The organism is Stenotrophomonas sp. YJH_SMC_65 (genome assembly GCF_059369475.1).
In genome coordinates, this window is sequence record NZ_JCAFSR010000003.1 from 68,944 (window position 1) to 86,983 (window position 18,040).

Consider the following 18,040-nt stretch of genomic DNA (forward strand, 5'->3'; position numbering starts at 1 on the left):
GGTGCGCTACACTTTGCGGTCTAGAAATCTATACAACAGTCGCGCGCGTGCGTGCGGTTATGGGAGCGCTAATGAACTGGTTGAACGAGGTGCTGAACAACGACCCGAATCCTGTGGAAACCCAGGAGTGGATCGAGTCGTTGAAGGCCGTTATTGATGTCGAGGGCTCCGAGCGCGCGCATCAGCTGCTGGAAGGCATGGTGGAACTGACCCGTCGTTCGGGCGCCTACCTGCCGTTCTCTCCCACCACCGAATACGTCAACACCATCGAACCGCAGTTCGAGGCCAAGAGCCCGGGCAACGCCGAGCTGGAATGGCGCATCCGTTCGATCATCCGCTGGAACGCGATGGCCACCGTGGTGCGCGCCAACCGCAAGCCGGGTGACCTGGGCGGCCACATCGCCTCGTTCGCCTCCGGCGCCACCCTGTACGACGTGGGCTTCAACCACTTCTGGCGCGCCCCGAGCGAGAACCACCCGGGCGACCTGCTGTTCATCCAGGGCCACAGCGCCCCGGGCATCTACGCGCGTTCCTTCCTGGAAGGCCGCATCAGCGAAGAGCAGCTGGACAAGTTCCGCATGGAAGTGGACGGCGGTGGCCTGTCCTCGTACCCGCACCCGTGGCTGATGCCGGACTACTGGCAGACCCCGACCGTGTCGATGGGCCTGGGCCCGCTGGCCGCCATCTACCAGGCGCAGTTCATGCGCTACCTGGAAAACCGTGGCCTGATCGAGAAGTCCGACCGCAAGGTGTGGTGCTTCATCGGCGACGGCGAGAGCGACGAGCCGGAAACCCTGGGTGCCATCGCGCTGGCCGGCCGTGAAGGCCTGGACAACCTGATCTTCGTGGTGAACTGCAACCTGCAGCGCCTGGACGGCCCGGTGCGCGGCAACGGCAAGATCATCCAGGAACTGGAAGGCGTGTTCCGTGGCGGCGGCTGGAACGTGATCAAGCTGCTGTGGGGCGGTTACTGGGATGCCCTGCTGGCCAAGGACACCAACGGCGTCCTGAAGAAGCTGATGATGGAAACCGTCGACGGCGAATACCAGAACTGCAAGGCCTTCGGCGGCGCGTATACCCGCGAGCATTTCTTCGGCAAGTACCCGGAAACCGCTGCGATGGTCGCCGGCCTTTCCGACGACGACATCTGGCGCCTGAACCGTGGTGGCCACGACCCGCACAAGGTGTACGCCGCCTACCACCAGGCCGTGAACACCAAGGGCATGCCGACCGTCATCCTGGCCAAGACCGTGAAGGGTTACGGCATGGGCAGCGCCGGTGAGGCACTGAACCCGACCCACCAGACCAAGAAGCTGGACGACGAAGCGGTGCGCCACTTCCGCGACCGCTTCAACATTCCGGTGACCGACGCGCAGCTGGCCGACGGCCAGGTGCCGTTCTACCACCCGGGCCCGGATTCGCCGGAAGTGCAGTACCTGCAGGAACGCCGTGCCGCGCTGGGCGGTTACCTGCCGCAGCGCCGCCGCAAGGCCGACAAGACCTTCGTGGCGCCGAAGCTGGAAGCGTACGAACGCCTGCTGAAGAGCAGCGGCGAGCGCAGCTACTCCACCACCATGGCGTTCGTGCAGAGCCTGAACATCACCCTGCGTGACAAGGAACTGGGCCCGCACATCGTGCCGATCGTGGCTGACGAAGCCCGTACCTTCGGCATGGAAGGCCTGTTCCGCCAGATCGGCATCTACGCGCCGTTCGGCCAGAAGTACAAGCCGGTCGACGCCGACCAGCTGATGTTCTACCGCGAAGACCAGAGCGGCCAGGTGCTGCAGCAGGGCATCAGCGAGCCGGGTGCGATCAGCTCGTGGATGGCCGCCGGTACCAGCTACTCGGTCAGCAACGTGCCGATGCTGCCGTTCTACATCTATTACTCGATGTTCGGCTTCCAGCGCGTGGGCGACATCGCCTGGCAGGCTGCCGACATGCGTACCCGCGGCTTCCTGCTGGGTGGCACCGCCGGCCGCACCACGCTGAACGGTGAAGGCCTGCAGCACGAAGATGGCTTCAGCCATCTGGTGGCCGGTGGCATCCCGAACGTGCGCAGCTACGACCCGACCTTCGGCTTCGAAGTGACGGTGATCCTGCAGCACGGCACCAAGCGCATGATGGAAGACCAGGTGGACGAGTATTACTACGTCACCCTGATGAACGAGAACTACACCCACCCGGAAATGCCGGAAGGTGCGGCCGAAGGCATCGTCAAGGGCATGTACCTGCTGACCGACGCCGGCAAGCCGAAGAAGGGCGAGCTGCGCGTGCAGCTGCTGGGTTCGGGCACCATCCTGCGCGAAGCCATTGCCGCGGCCGAGCTGCTGGACAAGGACTTCGGCGTGACCGCCGATATCTGGAGCTGCCCGAGCTTCAACGAACTGCGTCGCGATGGTTTCGACGTGGAACGTGCCAACCGCCTGCATCCGGAAGGTGAGCAGCGCAAGGCCTACGTGACCGAGCTGCTGGAAGGCCGCCAGGGCCCGGCGATTGCCGCCACCGACTACGTGCGTGCGTATGCGGACCAGATCCGCGCGTTCGTGCCGATGTCGTACACGGTGCTGGGTACGGATGGGTTTGGTCGCTCGGATACGCGTGCGAACCTGCGTCGGTTCTTCGAGGTTGACCGGTACTACATCGCGCATGCCGCGATTGCGGCGCTGGCGAAGGAAGGGAAGATGACCGCGAAGGATGTGGCCCGGGCGATCAAGCAGTACAAGATTGATCCGGAGAAGGCTAATCCTGTTGGGGTTTGATTTCGTCAATTAATTGACGTGAGAAAGGGCGGCCATTGGCCGCCTTTTTTCTAGATGGAGAAAGAAGTAAGAGGATGATGTCGCCCAATGTTGGGGCTGATATGTAGCAAATCGGTGTTATGGTCGGTCTGGGGAGATGCTGTACCGGTCGGGGCAAGTTGGCGTGGTCTGTTTAGAGTTGTTTGCTCTATACGTCAACATGGCTCTGTAGACTTGTATCCAACCGATTCAATGCAAGGAGAGCAGCTTTGTCTGAATTTTATTCGCGTCTGAATGCCAAGCGTGGGGATGACGTTGAGCTGACACAATGTATCGAACGAGTTGTTAATCAACTCAGCGCCACGAATACCTCCATGGCGGCTCCTGGGATGTTGCTAGGCAAGATTCAGTCAGGAAAAACTCGTGGTTTCTTGGGAGTAATAGCCAAAGGTTTTGATCGAGGCTTCGACATCGCCATCGTCCTGACTAAGGGGACGAAAACGTTGGTTAGGCAAACCGTTCAGCGAATCGAGTCAGAGTTTGAGGAGTTCATCGAAGATGAGCAAATGCTCCTATTCGACGTGATGCATATGCCGCAAGAGATGACAAAGTCAGAGCCATGACAACCTGTCATCGTTCCGCAACTCAGTGCTTGGCATTGATGTGCTGACGCGCTATTCCCGCACGTGCACCCGCTCGGTAACCTGCGCTGTCAACGCGACACACGCCAACTTCAACCCTTCCATCACCCGATCCCCCAGGTACTCCTCGGGTGCGCCATTCTGGCGAGTCCGCTCCGCAGCCAACATCAGCTCGGCCAACACGCGCAGCCCCGCCAGCGCGCAATCCGCATCAGCTAGCTGTAGACAACGCCCAGGCAGTTGGTGCCGCTCCGGCCAAGGCTGGCCGTCCGCAGCTGCACCAGATCCGATGCGGTGCAGCGTGGCGACGAAGGAGTTTGGATCGGGGGAGGATTCGCGCTCGCTCTCGGCGTTGTCCGGATCGTACTGCGCGTGCAGGGAACGGAAGTCCGATGTGTTCATGGCAATGCTCCGTACAGGACAGATAGCAGCGCCACCGATAAAGGTGGCGGACGGTGCGGGCTCGAAAACCGGTGAATACCCAAGCCGGCGGGCCCGAAGGCCCCCACGCACCGCCCGCCATGGAACGCGAACGGATTGCCAGCCGGCGCCATCCGAAGATGACGCCGACTGGCAAGCGTAAAGCACTGGGTATTCAGACGGGTTTTCGAGTCCCGCGCCACCTAGTGCGAGGTGGCACGCCAAGGTGTACTCGCATGGTTGCGAGATGCCAAGAAACCGTAGGCCACAGAGGCCGCAAATGCTGACGCTTACGGCATTGTTGCATGGCGCGCGGGCCGCAGAACCCTTGCGGTGCAGTGGTTTCGGTCGGTGTTAAGTTACCGCCCGGATGCGCATTGAAAAGCACGGTTTGCAGAGGATCGGGGTCTCAAAAGCGACAATCCGCCCGCATGGCTGAGGTCCGAAGTTGGCTGATTGCGACACGGCTTAACTTTGCAGCGCCACGCCCGGCCGTGGCCACAGCGCATCGTCGCGCTCCAGGTCGTAGTCGCTGCCGAACGCCAGCGCCGCGTCGCGTGGCGGAAGGTCCGCGTAGCAGCCCAGCAGGTACTCATCCATGCCTGCGTCGCCATGATCGATGGCGAACAAGTAGAGAAGTTCCCTGTCGAAGGCTTCCAGCCATACGGGGTCGATCTTGGTCATGGTCATCCTCCCGAAGCAGGGGAGGATGACCTGGGGAGGTCCCAGGGGCTGCGACCTCTGGCCCGGAGGAAGGCCGCCTCGACCTGGGCGATCAGCCCATGCGCATGGCGTGGCTTTGCTGTTCCTGCGTACGTGCATCCAGCGCCTGCTGCGCATTCTGGCGGGCGAGCTCGCGCTGATCGCCCACCACAGCCAGTTGCTGCAGCGACTCAGCCACCGGCGTTTGTGCAGCCACGGCAGTGGGCATCCCTGCACGCAGGTGGGCGGGGTCAGATAGGTCGCCTTGTACAACAAAGATGGTGTGACCCGCCGGCTGATTGGCCGTGGCGTTGCTCAGCACCACATGGTCCACCTGTTCCAGACCCTGCTCGCGTGCCTTCACTGTCAGGCTGGCGGCGAGGTTCTCACTGGTCGCGTCGAAGGGGCGGCCGTGCTTCTCGTCCAGTGCAGCGACGCCCTGGCGAATCTGCTGATGGAGCGCGTAGTCCGGGCTGCCCGGCTCTATCGCTGCGATTCGGCGACCTTCCGTAAAGAGAGGCTCGGGTTCCTGCGTAGACACCACGCGTGGGCTCTTGGCGATCTCTCTGTAGGGATCTTCAGGATGAAACTGCTTCGCCTTGACCTCGCGCTCCAGGCGAACCTCGCGGGTCTCGTTCAACGCGGAAATCTCGGCGGGATCGGTCTCTTTGGTTGTTCTATCCAGCGGGGGAACGCCCACTGTGCGGTTCCAGCTGCCGTCCTTGGGGTCGTAGCTGTGATAGTCGAACTTGGTACCAATCACGTTCGGATCGACGGCGTCGCGCTGCAGGAGCGCTGCGCCCTCGAACTTGCTCAGCTCAACGAAGTAGAAATGCCCAGCGGGCTGCGGCATATCCAGGTGCACGCTGACGGCCGTCTTGCCGGCACGGAATGCGCCGGCAGCGCTGTTGTCCAGCATGTTCTGCCAGACCTTTTCGGCTGCCTGCTCGCCGCGTTTGTGCTCCGTGGACACCAGCAGCAAGCGTGGCGTCCAGCAGTTCACATTGAGGTCGTTCTTTTCGAACGAAACATCGTGGGATTTGAGCGTGCTGGTGTAGGGCAGGTTGAGTGCCAGATCGGGCCTGCCGGCCTCCATCCAACTTCTGCGCTCCGCCAGGTCGTTCCTGATCAGATCCTGGCCGAAGGTTTCTTGCCTGCGTTCGGTGAACGCTACGTTCTTCTCGTTGCCGAACAGCGTGGCCTGTTGCTCGGCAACGGCGGTCGCAAAGCTATTGGCCACCCGGCCGGGGAGGCTGTCGTTGCGCACAACACCCAACGCCAGCAGTCCGTAGCCATCATTTTCGGGAAGCTGCGCGAGATAGTTCCAATACAGCTCGCGATTTCCCTCCTTCGCGTAGGAGGACAGGACACGAATGTCCTTATCGGTAAGTCCGCTCATGATTCATCCTTGAGATGCGGTTTACGGCTGAACGCGATATCGGCTCAGAAGATCACGCACGCTGGTTTCCAGACGCTGCCAGTCGCTCAGCATGACGCGTGCATAGTTCATCTCGATGGCAATGCTGTCGCCCACATCCACGATGGAATGGCGGCACATTGCGATCTGGCCTTCTCCGGCGCGTTCAAGTGTCTTGCCCTGAATCGTGAGCCCGTCAGGAATGCGATCTGCCGGGTCGCAGCTGATGAACGTCGTCAGTTGCCCCTCCGCCGAGCGGGCCACATACCAGTCTGGCTCCATCCCCGGGTTGTGCACGTAAGGCCTGCCCAGCGCAGCCTCCGAGTCCTTTGCATAGGCTGCCATCAACGATGGGTCAATCGCATACGGCGTCAGACCCCAGCGCTCGGGTTGTGCAACGCGCAGCGCTAGGTTCTCTACCGGGTCCCTTCGCTCCAGTGATCCCGGCGCGCTGGTGGCTTCGCTACTGGACCGACGCGCCAGATAGTTCTGGATGGGAACGCGATCAATGTACCTAAGCTCGACCAGCACCTGCCGCCGGCTGTCCTGCGTGCTGCGCACCGGGCGGTCACCGGGGGGCGCTGCATCGAAATCCGGCCAGAACACCGTGAGCATGACGCCCCCATCGGCCAGGGGGCCCGTCTGGTTGTAGTAGAGGTTGGCCGGGAACATGAAGCGGTGCGGGCCAAGCCGAGCTTCCACCGGCTGCGTCGTGTAGGTCTGTCCGCCCACCGTACGTGGGCTGGTTGCGGTTTCGGACATGGGGGTTCCGTTCGGGTCCTTTTCCGTGGATGGGGCCTTCGCGCAGGCGGTGGTGCTGAGCACGGCCACCAGGACGAAGTAGGCAAGCCGGCAAGCCGGTGCTCTGCTCATGGGCGATTCCCTTGCATGATCGAAACGACTATAGAACGGTGGAATGGCAAGCTCCAGTCGTTGCCGGACCTTGCTCACGCCCGGATCCAGTACTGGACGCTGGCTCACATATTCAGCAAGCCGCGATCGGTCGCCTCTATTCCTCCACCTGCCCCCCATCCCACCTATGCCATCATCCGCCCAGGACCGCAGCACCCAACAAGGCTGAGCAGGCATGGAGCAGGCAATACGCTACACCGCAACCCTTTATCTGGCCGCACCCGGCACCCCGCTGAAGAGTGGAGGCATCTCGCCGCGCGGCCACATGTACCTGCAGGTCGCTGCGGGCGATGAGGCCCACAGCTACGGTTTCGCGCCGCCGCGCCAGGCGCCGGGCGAAACCCGCACCGGCGTGCAGTACGCGCAGGTGCGCCACGACGATGCCGACGAGCATCTGGCCCCGTACTACAGCCGCACCCTGGAAATCACCGAGGAGCATTACGGCTGCCTGCGTGATTTCGCCGAGGAACCGGCCGAGTTCGAATTCGATGTGGATCGCCCGGCCACCATCAACCGTTGCAGCGATTTCGTCTGGGCTGCCCTGCACTACGCCGGCCTGCATCCGCTGCCGGCGCCGCTGGATGGGGGCAGCAACCTGGGCGAGTTCGCGGTGCTGTTCAACCTGCCAGAGATCCAGTGCATTGCCGCGCCGTTCCCGGGCAGTGATCTGAATGCCGAGACCCATCATGCGATGCCCGAGCGCGAGGCCGAGCATCATCGCCAGGGCGACCGCGCCAGCGATGAGCCGCCGCCGACGCCGATTGAAGTGGCCGGCACGCTGCTGGACCCTTCGCACCCAGACCATCGCCTGTTCTCGCAGCTGATCCAGAAAGTGGCCGAACTGGACGCCGCGCACGGCCGCCCGTTCGATGCCGCCAGCCAGCGCATCAGCGCCAGCCTGTTGGTGCTGGCCAAGCAGAACAATCTCTCGCGCGTGGACCACGTGCTGCTGAGCCGGCCGACCCAGAACAGCCATGCCGCCGAAAGCATCTTCATCGTGCAGGGCGACCGCAACGACCCAGGGCACCGCCGCGCCAGCATCGCCACCGAGGTGGCGGCCAAGACCGATGTGGCCGATTCGCTGCGGTTGAAGGAGCAATGACGCGGTTACTGCGGCGGGGGCTGGTGGTACTGGCGGTGCTGGGTGCGCTGGCGGCATGCCGTGCGTCACCAGCGCCTGAGGTTGCGCCGCCCCTGCTGACGCGCGCACAGGCCGAGGCCCGCACGGTTGTGCCATTCACGCGGGCCGTGCAGTTGCAGAAGGCCGGTCGGATTGCCGAGGTCACGTTTGATTTGCCGGCAGCCCAGAAGCCGGCCATTCCGATCCTGAACATGGGGTTGCGGCTGCAGGATACCGACGGGCGCTCGTTGCTGGACGCGTGGGAGAAGATCAGGCTGGGAAGGCCACCCACGCGATTGCGCCTGGAGCGGATTGATGGCGGCGCACCTGGTCCTGTACAGCTATGGCAGAGCACTCCTGACGGGCGCGACTCACAGAGAATTCCAGAAGATGAGGTTGTGCGATATCTCTCCGATACAAGCTTGGATGAGGGCGCACTGATCGACGCCGGTCTGCACTCGCGTGAGATGCTGTATCAGGTACTTCAGGTCGCGGATGTCGGTTGGCTGGAGCCGGGCCGGTATCGGTTGACAGTCGACCTGATGGAGGACCGTCCGCAGCTGGAAGGGCTCCATGCCGAACTTATTGTTGGATATCAATCGCTAGGGAAGTAAGACATGAGCAAGGAAGCAGAGCGCTATACGGTCACGATTCATCTTGCCGCACCGGGCACGCCGAGAGTCGATGTGGGCGACGCGGGCCAGAAGAGATTGTTGGATCCGTCATTTGCTGGGCACATGTTCCTTTCGCTGACACGATCAAATGACCCGGTACCCGTGAGCAGGGGATTCACGATGGGGAACGACCGTGCGAATCCTTCGCTGGGCAAAGTCGATGACACGGATCTGCGGGTCTACGACAAACCCCGCTTCGAGCGCACGATCGAGATCAGCAAGGCGCAGTATGATCGCATCCTCGAATTCTCGACAGACCCGAAGAAGCACGGCTTCGACATGAACTACGACTTCTTCTCCAACGCCTGCACCGATTTCGCATGGGGTGCCCTGAACCACGCAGGCCTGCGACCGGTCGGGCTGGCCGGGGAGATCAACAACTACGAGGGCGCCACCAAGGTCCTGGACAACATTCGCGCCGTCAATGCCATTCCGCAGCAGGTGAAGGGCAGCGAGCTGGACAGGGTGCAGTGGAACCCGATGCCGAAGCAGACCTTCCGCGAGTGGATGTTCACCGAGAACGGCGAGCAGTGGCGCGGCAACAGCACCCTCGCGGCAAACGGCACGCCCGCAGACCCGGCGCACGAGGATCATGCCCGCCTCAACCAGATCCACCAGCAGGTGGCCGACCTCAGCGCTTTCGGTGCACGCAACGGCAATGTCAGTGCCAGCCTCCTCGCGCTGTCGAAGGAGCAGCAGTTCTCGCGCGTGGACGAAGTGGTGCTGGGCGAGCAGCGCGGTGATACCGCGCCGAAGCTGTTCATCGTGCAGGGGGACCGCGGTGACCCGGCACACCAGCGCGCCAGCATGCCTGCGGAGCTGGCAGCGCAGGCACCGGTAGAGGCCTCGTTCGAACGGGTGGCGCAGATGCAGCAGAACCTGCCGCAGCGCGATGTGCAGCGGCTGCAGGAAGAGCAGCAACTGCAACAGAGCCACGGCCCGCGGATGGCATAGCCGGCGGGTAGCGCCAAGGTCGAACGTCTGCCATGCCCGCGCCGGCGCACGCCACGCCCCCCCACCTGCTACCATTCCCCCGCAACCCCAGCCAGCCCACCCGCGCAGACAGATGCAGGTCGGGCCGTCGCAGTACGGCCCAGCGAGCCAGGACACCTTCCCGTGCCCATTCAAGGACGCTCGCATGTTCCGTACTCCTCTCTTCCGCTCGGCCGCCCTGGCCGTTGCCGTTTCGCTCAGCCTCGGCGCGCCTTCTGCATTCGCCGACAATGCGCCCGCCGCCAGCGCCACCGCCGCCGTGCAGCGCCAGGCCGTGGCCAAGGGCCTGTACGAGCTGGCCTACAGCCCGAAACAGAACGCCGTGTTCGTGGCCTCCTCCGGCGGTTTCGGCGATGACGCCGGCCCGGCCCAGGTGCTGCGCCTGAATCCGGCCACGCTGGCCGTGGAAACCCGCATCCCGCTGGAGCGCAAGGCGTTCGGTGTGGTGCTGGATGACGCCCACAACCGCCTGTACGTGGGCAACACCGTGGACCTGTCGGTGACCGTGGTCGACACCGCGCAGAACAAGGCCGTCGGCACCATCCAGCTGATGGAGAAGAAGACCGGCAAGGACGGCAAGGCTGCCTACACCCACGACCTGCGCGAGCTGGTGGTCGACAGCGCGGCCAACCGCCTGTACGTGACCGGCCACAGCAGCCAGCCGGACGTGAGCAGCGTGCTGTTCGTGATCGATACGAACACGCTGAAGGTGATCAACACCATCGACGGCCTGGGCAATGCCAAGGCGCCGGGCCTGGCGCTGGATGCGGCCAACAAGCGCGTCTACACCAGCAACCTGCTGGCCGACCTGGTGGTGGTGGGCACCGACTCGAACAAGGTGGTGGCGCAGCACAGGATCGCTGCCGAGCAGCCGATGAACATCGCGCTGGACCCCGCCGGCAAGCGCCTGTTCGTGACCGATCAGGGCTCGGAATTCCTGCGTGGCTACCAGGCCAAGAGCAGCGGCCTGGTCAGCAAGCACCCGGGCCAGCGCGTGCTGGTGCTGGACCGCAGCACCGGCAAGGAACTGGCCAGCATCCCGACCGACGCCGGCCCGCTGGGTATCCTGCTGGATGCACCGCGCAAGCGCCTGTACGTGACCAACCGCGAAGCGGGTACGGTGACGGCGTACAACAGTGACAGCTATCAGAAGGTGGGTACCTACAAGGTACCGACCCATCCGAACAGCCTGGCGCTGGATGCGAAGAACAACGTGCTGTTCGTGAGCATCAAGAACGGCGAGAAGGATGACAAGGGCGCTGACGAGAGCGTGGCGCGGATTCAGCTGTAACGAGCAAAAGTCGGTCGCGCTTGAGAGAAGCGCGGCCGATTCATTGGGTTCTACGCAATACGATATCGATAGGCGAGAGCTTGCAGGTTCGCATCTGAGATTTGCCACGGCTGCTGAATGTGCGCGGTTCCGCCGGCGCAAACGGGTATGCCGTCGTGCGACTGCAGTTGGATACCGTGGACGACGAACAGGCCGTTGTACGGATGATGCTTTAGGTGGTGCTGCACTTCGTTCTTGGTGAGCACGATGTCCCCCAATCCGCCGGTGGTTCCCTTCACCTCGATGTAGTGAACCTGGCCTTCTTTTCTGATCTCCAGATCGTAAGGGGCCGTGGCACTCATATCCTTGATTTCATATCCCGCATTGCCGAAGTGCTCCTTGGCAAGTGCCATCGCCTGCAGCTCCACTGCCCGGCGCTGAGGTTGCGTGAGCCCAAAGCCCTGTCCAGACTTCTTGCGACCCGAGGTGGTTTCTTCGATCGCTTCGACCACTGCAATAACATCCGGTGAAGTTTGGCCGCTACGCTTCTGGGCCGGCTCACCTCGATAGATGTTCTTCAGTAGACGCGCCATCGTGAGCATGTCGGCGCGCAATTGGTCATCGGATGGAACGTGATCCTTGGCGTAGAAATACGAAACAGCTGTGGTGCTTTCGTAAGCCTTTGCCAGGGAGCCGTCACCCAAAGTCATGGATTTGAGTAGTCGTGGATCCGCGGTGATGTCATTTTCAAGTATCTCCAAGGCCCATCTGGTTAGGCGCTGGGTCTCGCCAGGGGAACGCTTGATAAAATCGCCATCAATCTTCTCGGTAGAAGCATGGGAGACCGCTAGATAGACGCCGGAGCCATCCTCGCGGAACAGCCACACCACATACCAGCCCTTGGTTGCGGTGGGCGAGCGTGCTTCAGATGCGAAACGAACCCACGGAACTTGGGACTTTCTGCCGATCCCATCACGCCCAACAAGTAAAAAATCCCCCGGCTCGATGTCTGATGCAAGGCGAAGTTGCTCGGCGTTCTCGCTAAGCAGCTTAGGTAGCCGATACTTGATGATCTGGCCGCGAGCCTGCATGGCAGTTGTCGGCAATGAACTGTATTGAGGCTGCAGTTCCATCACCTTCTGCAATTCGTCCCTGATACCCACGACGCCCCCTGCGCTCTTTTCGATAGGCGCAATTAATGCATACAGGGATATCGATCCGCAATGCGTATCAAGCTGGAGTTATTGGCGCCAAGGCTTGTCGTTTGTGGATGATTTGGCGCAGATGTGGCCAGTAGGGCCCGTAGTTCGAGGTAAACGGGGCTACGGTCGGGATGGCTTGTGATTGGCCTGAATCTCAAGTAGGGCGCTGCAGTTCAGCGGGCGCCCTGATCACGTGTTGGCCGGCTCTGAGCAGCGCCAGCGTGGTTACCCCATCCGCGGAGTGGGATTCTGCATTTCCTGCGCCTGCGGCTCGACCTGCTGCTGCACACCCAACCCCAACTTCTGCATCGACTGCTCCACCGGCGTCTGTACCGCCACGGCCGTCGGCATCATCGCGCGCAGGTGCGCCGGATTGGCCGGGTCGCCCTGCACCACGAAGACGTTGTGCCCGGCCGGGTGCTGGGCCGTGGCGTTGCTGACCAGCACATGGTCGACCTGCTGCAGGCCCTGCTCGCGGGCGAGCACGGTCAGGCTGGCGGTCAGGCGCTCGCTGGTCTGGTCGAACGGACGGCCATGCTGGGCGTCCAGTGCGGCCACGCCCTGACGGATCTGCTGGTTGAGGCCGTAGTCGGGGTGGTTGGGGGTGATCTCTGCCATGGCGATCGAACGGTAGCGGTGGGTCGGGGTCAACCCCGCCAGTATAGATCCGGCCGGTGAAGGACGCCGGAAAGGTCAGTCCGCCGGCCGGTGGTCATAGCTGATCACCCGTTCGGCCAGCCAGTGCCCGTCCACGCGGCGCCAGACCTGGATGAAACGGGCCTGGCCGACCCAGTGCTCCACGCCGTCCTTGCCGCGCTCGTGGAAGCGGTGGGCGCCGATTTCCAGCGCCCGCTCGTCGTGCAGCGGGAACACCTGCAGCGAGGAGTCCACCAGCTCGCGGCGCAGGCGCCAGCCGCCCTTGCGCGCGTTGTCGCACAGGTTGGCTACGCTGCGGCGGAAATCCTCGCGGTTGCTGGCCGACTTGCCGTCCTTGTCATGGAAGAACTCCATGTCTTCGGTGGTCATCGCGGCGGCCTGGTCGGCGTCGCAGGCCTCGAAGGCGACGGCGAACAACTGGCTGTCGGCCTGGCGGATCTGCTCGCGCAGGTCGGTGGTGGGCGACGGTGCGGTGGCGAGGCCGGCGGCCAGCAGGGGCAGGGTGAGCAGCAGCATGGCAAGACTCCCGGGGATGGTCTGCGCAGGCTGGCATGCCGGTGACCACGGCGGTACGGCGCTGCGACGAAACCGGGAAGGCGGGGTGCGAAGGCCGCGAATGCCGGTGCGGCTTCGCGTTGCGGCATGTGCAGGCGATGTCACGGGCGGGCGTGATTCCCTCACGGCTGCCACAGGGCGCTGCCGCTAGCCTGCACTCCTCCCCTTCCACAGGAGCGCCCATGCCTGCTTCCCGCATCCGCCTGCATGTTGAAGATACCGGTGGCGACGGCCGCCCGGTGATCCTGATCCACGGCTGGCCGTTGTCCGCCGATGCCTGGAAGACCCAGGTGGCGATCCTGCGCGATGCCCAGTATCGGGTCATCAGTTACGACCGGCGCGGCTTTGGCCGCTCCGACAAACCGGCCGAGGGCTATGACTACGACACCCTCGCGGCGGATCTGGCGGGGTTGATCGAGGAACGTGACCTGCGCGATGTCACCCTGGTCGGTTTCTCGATGGGCGGTGGCGAGGTAGCGCGCTACGTGGCCAACCACGGCCAGGATCGCCTGCACAGTGTGGTGTTCGCTGCGGCGGTGCCGCCGTTCCTGCTGCGTAGTGACGACAATCCGGAAGGTCCGCTGACCCAGGACAAGGCCGATGAAATGCGCAGCGGATTGGAGAAGGACCGCGAGGCGTTCTTCGACGGCTTCACCCGCGACTTCTTCAGCGCCAACGGCCAGTTGATGGTGACCGAAGAGACGCGGCAGTCGGCGATCGCACTGTGCCATCAATCCGACCAGACGGCGGCGCTGGGCTGCATGAAGGCGTTCGCCACGACCGATTTCCGGGATGACCTGAAGAAGATCACGGTGCCGACCTTGATCCTGCACGGCGACAGCGATGCCATCGTGCCGTTCGAGGGCTCCGGCCAGCGTACCCACAAGGCCATCAAAGGCAGCGAAGTGGTGATCCTGGAAGGCGCGCCACATGGCTGCAACACCAGCCACGCCGACCGCTTCAATCTGGCCCTGCTGAACTTCCTGAAGCGCTAAGCTGCGGCCATGCGCCAGACCAGAACACCCCCGTGGAAGAAGCCCAACCCCAAGGGCCAGACGTCGCAACCGCTATCGGATGCGCAGAAGGCGGCGGCACGGCAACGTGCCGAGGAGAACGGGCGGCGCTATCCCAACCTGGTCGACAACATGTGGGCGGCGAAGCTGCCGCGTGGGTCGTGATTCAAAGGCTGGCTGTGGGCCTGGTGTAGCGCCGAGCCGATGCTCGGCTGGCGCGCGCAGCGCGTGCCAGCCGGAGAAGGGGCAAAGGGCAGCGGAGCATGGGCTCGGCGCTAAGGGCCGGGCAGTGGCTGCCAGTCCGCCTCCCTCCACGGCGCAACCTCGCGTTGCTGTACGTCAATGGCCTCGATTGGCAACCCGGCCAGCCGTGCCAGTTCCGCACGCAGCATTTCGGTGTCCAACGGCAGCGCGATGGCCACCTGCAGGCGGTTGCCCTGCTGCCGGATCTGCACGGGCACGACCGCATGGGCTTCATGCTCACCGCCGGTGCGACCGATCGGGTAGCGCATCGCCGTGGGCCGCCCCAGCTGTGCGAGCGCGGGTTGCCATGCCTCCAGCACGACGGGCTGTGCGGCCACGGGAACCTGCGCCTCGACGACGGTTCCCGCATAACCGGTGAGATTGTCCACCATCACCTGGAAGCGTGCGCCATCGGGGATGACCAGCACGGTGGCGATCAGCGCCATCAGCGAGAGGATGGCCGCGGCGACGTGCCAGCTGCGGGGTGCGGTGGCGGCGCGGGTTGCCGTGCGCAGGCCCGGCTTGCGCCGCAGCTTGCGCGCGTAGATGCGTCGATCCTTCCTGCGGGGGCTGCTGCTGTGCTCCGGCAGGTTCAACGGGACGCGTGGCATCCGGGCGACGCGCGCATTGATCAGGCGCGAGAGCAGCCACCATGCGAGCACGAACGCCAGCAGTGGCAGCAGCGTTCGTACCACCAGATACAGCATCACCATCGGGAACATCCTGCTTGGCACACACGGATTCAATCAACCTCGTCATCGTAACGGCGCTGCGTGGTGCGTGTCGCATCCGCCAGCCGACACGTGCGAAGCGCTTGGTTAGGATGGCTCTTTGCTGTCATGGATGAACCGATGAGCGCCGCCACTTCCCGAATCCGCCGCATCTGTGGGCAGGGGCCGATCCTGTTGATGCTCCAGTGGGTCGCGCTGCTGTCTGTGGTGCTGGCTGCCGGCTTCTTCCATTACCGCGTGGAGCTGTTGCTGGAGCCGGTGACGGTGGCCTGTGGGGGGCCGGACGCGCAGGCGCGATTGCAGGTTGCCGAACAGGTGATGGCGCGTGCGGGCGCACTGGATGACTGGCAACCCCTGGGCTGGATTCCATGGGTAGGCCTGGTGCTGGCCTTGCTGGGGGCCATGGCGGTATGCGCAAGCCGTGCGCTGTGGCTGCGCGATCGGCTGCGCACGGCGAACGTGGCGCTTATGGTGCTGCACGGTGGCGCACTGGCTTTGGCCGGATGGGTACTGCACCTGTACGAGGATGCGTGGAGTAATGTGGCGCGGCTGTCACCCACGGCGTGCCTGGTGGAGCTGGTGTCGGAGGGCGATGTACCGCTGGAGCAGGCGCAGCGCGTGGTGTTCCACATCCTGACGCGGGTGAACGCGCCACTGCTGCGCAATCCGGATGATCTGGCGCTGGTGTTGACGGTGCTGTTGTTGGCCGCGATGGCCGGCGGCGTTGCCCTGTGGCATGCGATCGCGCGGGCCCGGGCGGGCTGAGCACGCTCGGCGGCGCGCGGCAATCGCGCTACAGTCGACGCCTCGCCACTCCAGGGAAGACCCGATGCGCTTGTTGCTGCGTGCGTTGCCGTTGTTGCTGTGTTCGCTGGCGGTGCATGCCGCCGAGGTGGACCGCCGTATCGCGGTGACCATCGATGACCTGCCATGGGCACGGCTTGACCAGATCGTGCCGCCGGATCTGCAGGAACGGCATGAGGCGTTGATGGCCCAGCTGCGCGAGGCTGGCGTGCCGGTGGTGGGCTTCGTCAACGAGAACAAGCTTGAGGTGGAGGGACAGGAGCAGCCGGCGCGGGTGCAGATGCTGCGCGACTGGCGTGATGCGGGCTATGTGCTGGGCAACCACACCTATTCGCACATGGATCTGAATGCGAGGGGCCTGGTGGCGTTCCAGCAGGATTTCCTGCGCGGCGAGACGGTGCTGCGGCCGCTGCTGGCCGAGAAGGGGCAGGCGCCGCAGTGGATGCGCCACCCTTACCTGCGTGCCGGGCGCACCGCGGATGAGCGCGTGCAGATGGATGTGTTCTTCAAGCAGCATGGCTACCGCGTGGCACCGGTGACGGTGGACAACGGTGAGTGGGTGTGGGCGTTCGCCTACGCCAACGTGATGAACGAGCAGGCGGACTCGCCCGCGCGCGCGGCGACGCTGGCGCAGCTGCGCAAGGGCTACGTGCCGTACATGCTGAACAAGCTGGACTATTACGAGAAACAGTCGCAGGCGCTGCTGGGGTACGCGCTGCCGCAGGTGTGGCTGATGCACGCCAATGAGCTCAACGCGGCCATCTTCGCCGAACTGGTGGCGGCCACGAAGCGCCGCGGCTATCGCTTCATTTCGCTGGACGAGGCGATGAGTGACCCGGCCTATGCGCGGGGTGCCGAGGGCTACAACGGCCGCTATGGCCCTAGCTGGCTGCACCGCTGGGCGATGGCGGAGAGCAAGCCGAAGGATTTCTACGCCGGCGAGCCCGAGGTGCCGGCGTGGGTGATGAAGCTGGCCAAGGTCGATTCGGAGTAAGGCTCAGCGCTTGACGGCCAGCACGCCGTCCAGCGCCAGTTCGGCCTTGAAACCAGCCTTTTCCAGGCGCTTGGCCACTTCACGCGGCACGTCGCGGCCGCTGGTCAGCTTGTTCGGCGCACCGGTGTAGTGGAACAGGCGGCCGCCCTTGCGGATCACGCGGGCGAGGTGGTCGTAGAACACCTGTGAGTACAGCTCGCCGGCGATGCCGAAGCGCGGCGGGTCGTGCAGGATCGCGTCGACACTGTTGCTGGCCACCTGTTCGATCTGCTGCGAGACGTCACCGTGGCTGAACTGCAGGCGGCCACCGGCGGCAGCCGAGTCCGGATCCGGCGACCACGGGTTGAGCGTGCGCAGCCACATCACATCGGCGTTCTTCTCGAACGAGCGGATCTGGCCGACACCGGCTTCCAGCGCACAGGCGGCGAAGTAGCCGAGACCACCGCAGGTATCGAGGATGACCTTGCCGGCCGGGGCGACCAGCTCCACCTTGCGGCGTGCATCCTCGAACGGCGACAGCTTCGAGGTCGGCAGCATCTTGATGCCGTCGATCTCGAAGGTCGGTGCGCCCCATTCGGTCGGCACCAGCTTGATCAGCGAGCCGCTGTAGCGCGAGATCGGCGCGAAGTCCTCGCCATCCCAGTAGTACAGGGTGCGGTCCTTCAGCTTGCCCGGCCAGGGATAGGGCTGGCCCCGGAAGTGGAAGCCATCCGCATCCAGCGCCACGCTGTCCTGGCTGCGGCCGAGATCGAGCGAGCCCTGCCAGTCGGCGGCGCCCTTGTCACGGGCACGGCGCAGGGTATCGGCGCTGTCGCGGGTCAGCAGGGGGCCGGTGTAATGGGGCACGGCGGGTACCGGGGCGGTTCGGGGGAGGGCATGGTACCGCAGCTGTTGTAGAGCCGAGCCCGCCCTAGGCTCCACCATGCCTGCATCCACGCATGGCGTGGATCTACT

19 protein-coding genes are annotated in these 18,040 nt (G+C 64.0%); 10 read left to right on the plus strand and 9 right to left on the minus strand.

Annotated features, from left to right (window positions below):
* The first annotated feature begins 71 nt into the window (after positions 1 to 71).
* Both aceE and AC5P7A_RS06330 read left to right on the plus strand, forming a co-directional pair.
* On the plus strand, positions 72 to 2,759 hold the full coding sequence (gene aceE, locus AC5P7A_RS06325; protein WP_012478970.1) for a pyruvate dehydrogenase (acetyl-transferring), homodimeric type: 2,688 nt from the start codon (positions 72 to 74) through the stop codon (positions 2,757 to 2,759).
* A 248-nt stretch (positions 2,760 to 3,007) separates the two neighbouring features.
* Positions 3,008 to 3,361 carry a hypothetical protein gene (locus AC5P7A_RS06330; RefSeq protein WP_495219962.1) on the plus strand — a complete coding sequence of 118 codons (354 nt, stop codon included), beginning with the start codon at positions 3,008 to 3,010 and terminating at the stop codon, positions 3,359 to 3,361.
* 51 nt (positions 3,362 to 3,412) lie between these two features.
* Here the strand turns inward: AC5P7A_RS06330 and AC5P7A_RS06335 are convergent, their stop codons facing one another.
* The 4 genes from AC5P7A_RS06335 to AC5P7A_RS06350 form a co-directional block, all read right to left on the minus strand.
* Positions 3,413 to 3,781 (minus strand): hypothetical protein, encoded by a 369-nt coding sequence (locus AC5P7A_RS06335; protein WP_495219963.1) that lies wholly within the window; start codon positions 3,779 to 3,781, stop codon positions 3,413 to 3,415.
* Between the two features lie 486 nt (positions 3,782 to 4,267).
* Positions 4,268 to 4,483, minus strand: a complete 216-nt coding sequence (locus AC5P7A_RS06340) for a hypothetical protein (protein WP_172412071.1) — start codon at positions 4,481 to 4,483, stop codon at positions 4,268 to 4,270.
* A gap of 91 nt (positions 4,484 to 4,574) precedes the next feature.
* A complete protein-coding gene (locus tag AC5P7A_RS06345; protein ID WP_495219964.1) occupies positions 4,575 to 5,900 on the minus strand; it encodes an XVIPCD domain-containing protein in 1,326 nt (441 codons plus the stop codon).
* A gap of 21 nt (positions 5,901 to 5,921) precedes the next feature.
* Entirely contained in the window at positions 5,922 to 6,869 is a 948-nt protein-coding gene (locus AC5P7A_RS06350) for a hypothetical protein (protein ID WP_448140737.1), read from the minus strand.
* 136 nt (positions 6,870 to 7,005) lie between these two features.
* Here AC5P7A_RS06350 and AC5P7A_RS06355 point away from each other — a divergent pair, with 136 nt between their 5' ends.
* From AC5P7A_RS06355 to AC5P7A_RS06370, 4 genes are all read left to right on the plus strand, one after another.
* Positions 7,006 to 7,932: an XVIPCD domain-containing protein gene (locus tag AC5P7A_RS06355; protein WP_495219965.1), complete on the plus strand. Its 927-nt coding sequence runs from the start codon at positions 7,006 to 7,008 to the stop codon at positions 7,930 to 7,932.
* Positions 7,929 to 8,564 (plus strand): hypothetical protein, encoded by a 636-nt coding sequence (locus AC5P7A_RS06360; protein WP_126411659.1) that lies wholly within the window; start codon positions 7,929 to 7,931, stop codon positions 8,562 to 8,564. The genes AC5P7A_RS06355 and AC5P7A_RS06360 overlap by 4 nt, the downstream gene beginning before the upstream one ends.
* Positions 8,565 to 8,567: 3 nt before the next feature.
* Complete coding sequence (locus AC5P7A_RS06365; protein ID WP_495219966.1) at positions 8,568 to 9,578, plus strand: XVIPCD domain-containing protein; 1,011 nt, start codon at positions 8,568 to 8,570, stop codon at positions 9,576 to 9,578.
* 184 nt (positions 9,579 to 9,762) lie between these two features.
* A complete protein-coding gene (locus AC5P7A_RS06370; protein ID WP_495219967.1) occupies positions 9,763 to 10,908 on the plus strand; it encodes a YncE family protein in 1,146 nt (381 codons plus the stop codon).
* A 50-nt stretch (positions 10,909 to 10,958) separates the two neighbouring features.
* Here AC5P7A_RS06370 and AC5P7A_RS06375 read toward each other — a convergent pair whose 3' ends face one another.
* The 3 genes from AC5P7A_RS06375 to AC5P7A_RS06385 form a co-directional block, all read right to left on the minus strand.
* Positions 10,959 to 12,020: an MrcB family domain-containing protein gene (locus AC5P7A_RS06375; protein WP_227864210.1), complete on the minus strand. Its 1,062-nt coding sequence runs from the start codon at positions 12,018 to 12,020 to the stop codon at positions 10,959 to 10,961.
* A gap of 294 nt (positions 12,021 to 12,314) precedes the next feature.
* A complete protein-coding gene (locus AC5P7A_RS06380) occupies positions 12,315 to 12,707 on the minus strand; it encodes an XVIPCD domain-containing protein (RefSeq protein WP_032960177.1) in 393 nt (130 codons plus the stop codon).
* A gap of 75 nt (positions 12,708 to 12,782) precedes the next feature.
* Positions 12,783 to 13,262 carry a nuclear transport factor 2 family protein gene (locus tag AC5P7A_RS06385; protein WP_495219968.1) on the minus strand — a complete coding sequence of 160 codons (480 nt, stop codon included), beginning with the start codon at positions 13,260 to 13,262 and terminating at the stop codon, positions 12,783 to 12,785.
* A gap of 221 nt (positions 13,263 to 13,483) precedes the next feature.
* On the opposite strand from AC5P7A_RS06385, the gene AC5P7A_RS06390 reads away from it, so the two are divergent.
* Together AC5P7A_RS06390 and AC5P7A_RS06395 are read left to right on the plus strand one after the other, a co-directional pair.
* Entirely contained in the window at positions 13,484 to 14,296 is an 813-nt protein-coding gene (locus AC5P7A_RS06390; protein ID WP_197606606.1) for an alpha/beta fold hydrolase, read from the plus strand.
* Positions 14,297 to 14,305: 9 nt separating this feature from the next.
* Positions 14,306 to 14,479: a hypothetical protein gene (locus tag AC5P7A_RS06395; RefSeq protein ID WP_005415066.1), complete on the plus strand. Its 174-nt coding sequence runs from the start codon at positions 14,306 to 14,308 to the stop codon at positions 14,477 to 14,479.
* Positions 14,480 to 14,589: 110 nt separating this feature from the next.
* On the opposite strand, the gene AC5P7A_RS06400 is transcribed toward AC5P7A_RS06395, so the two are convergent.
* Positions 14,590 to 15,270: a hypothetical protein gene (locus tag AC5P7A_RS06400; RefSeq protein ID WP_495219969.1), complete on the minus strand. Its 681-nt coding sequence runs from the start codon at positions 15,268 to 15,270 to the stop codon at positions 14,590 to 14,592.
* Positions 15,271 to 15,408: 138 nt separating this feature from the next.
* Here AC5P7A_RS06400 and AC5P7A_RS06405 point away from each other — a divergent pair, with 138 nt between their 5' ends.
* Both AC5P7A_RS06405 and AC5P7A_RS06410 read left to right on the plus strand, forming a co-directional pair.
* The gene (locus tag AC5P7A_RS06405; RefSeq protein WP_080342709.1) at positions 15,409 to 16,053 is read left to right on the plus strand and encodes a hypothetical protein; all 645 of its coding nucleotides are present in this window, start codon (positions 15,409 to 15,411) and stop codon (positions 16,051 to 16,053) included.
* Positions 16,054 to 16,117: 64 nt separating this feature from the next.
* Positions 16,118 to 17,086, plus strand: coding sequence for a polysaccharide deacetylase family protein (locus tag AC5P7A_RS06410; protein ID WP_495219970.1), 969 nt, complete (start codon positions 16,118 to 16,120; stop codon positions 17,084 to 17,086).
* A gap of 3 nt (positions 17,087 to 17,089) precedes the next feature.
* On the opposite strand, the gene AC5P7A_RS06415 is transcribed toward AC5P7A_RS06410, so the two are convergent.
* Positions 17,090 to 18,010 (minus strand): class I SAM-dependent methyltransferase, encoded by a 921-nt coding sequence (locus tag AC5P7A_RS06415; RefSeq protein WP_230548521.1) that lies wholly within the window; start codon positions 18,008 to 18,010, stop codon positions 17,090 to 17,092.
* Between the last annotated feature and the right edge of the window lie 30 nt (positions 18,011 to 18,040).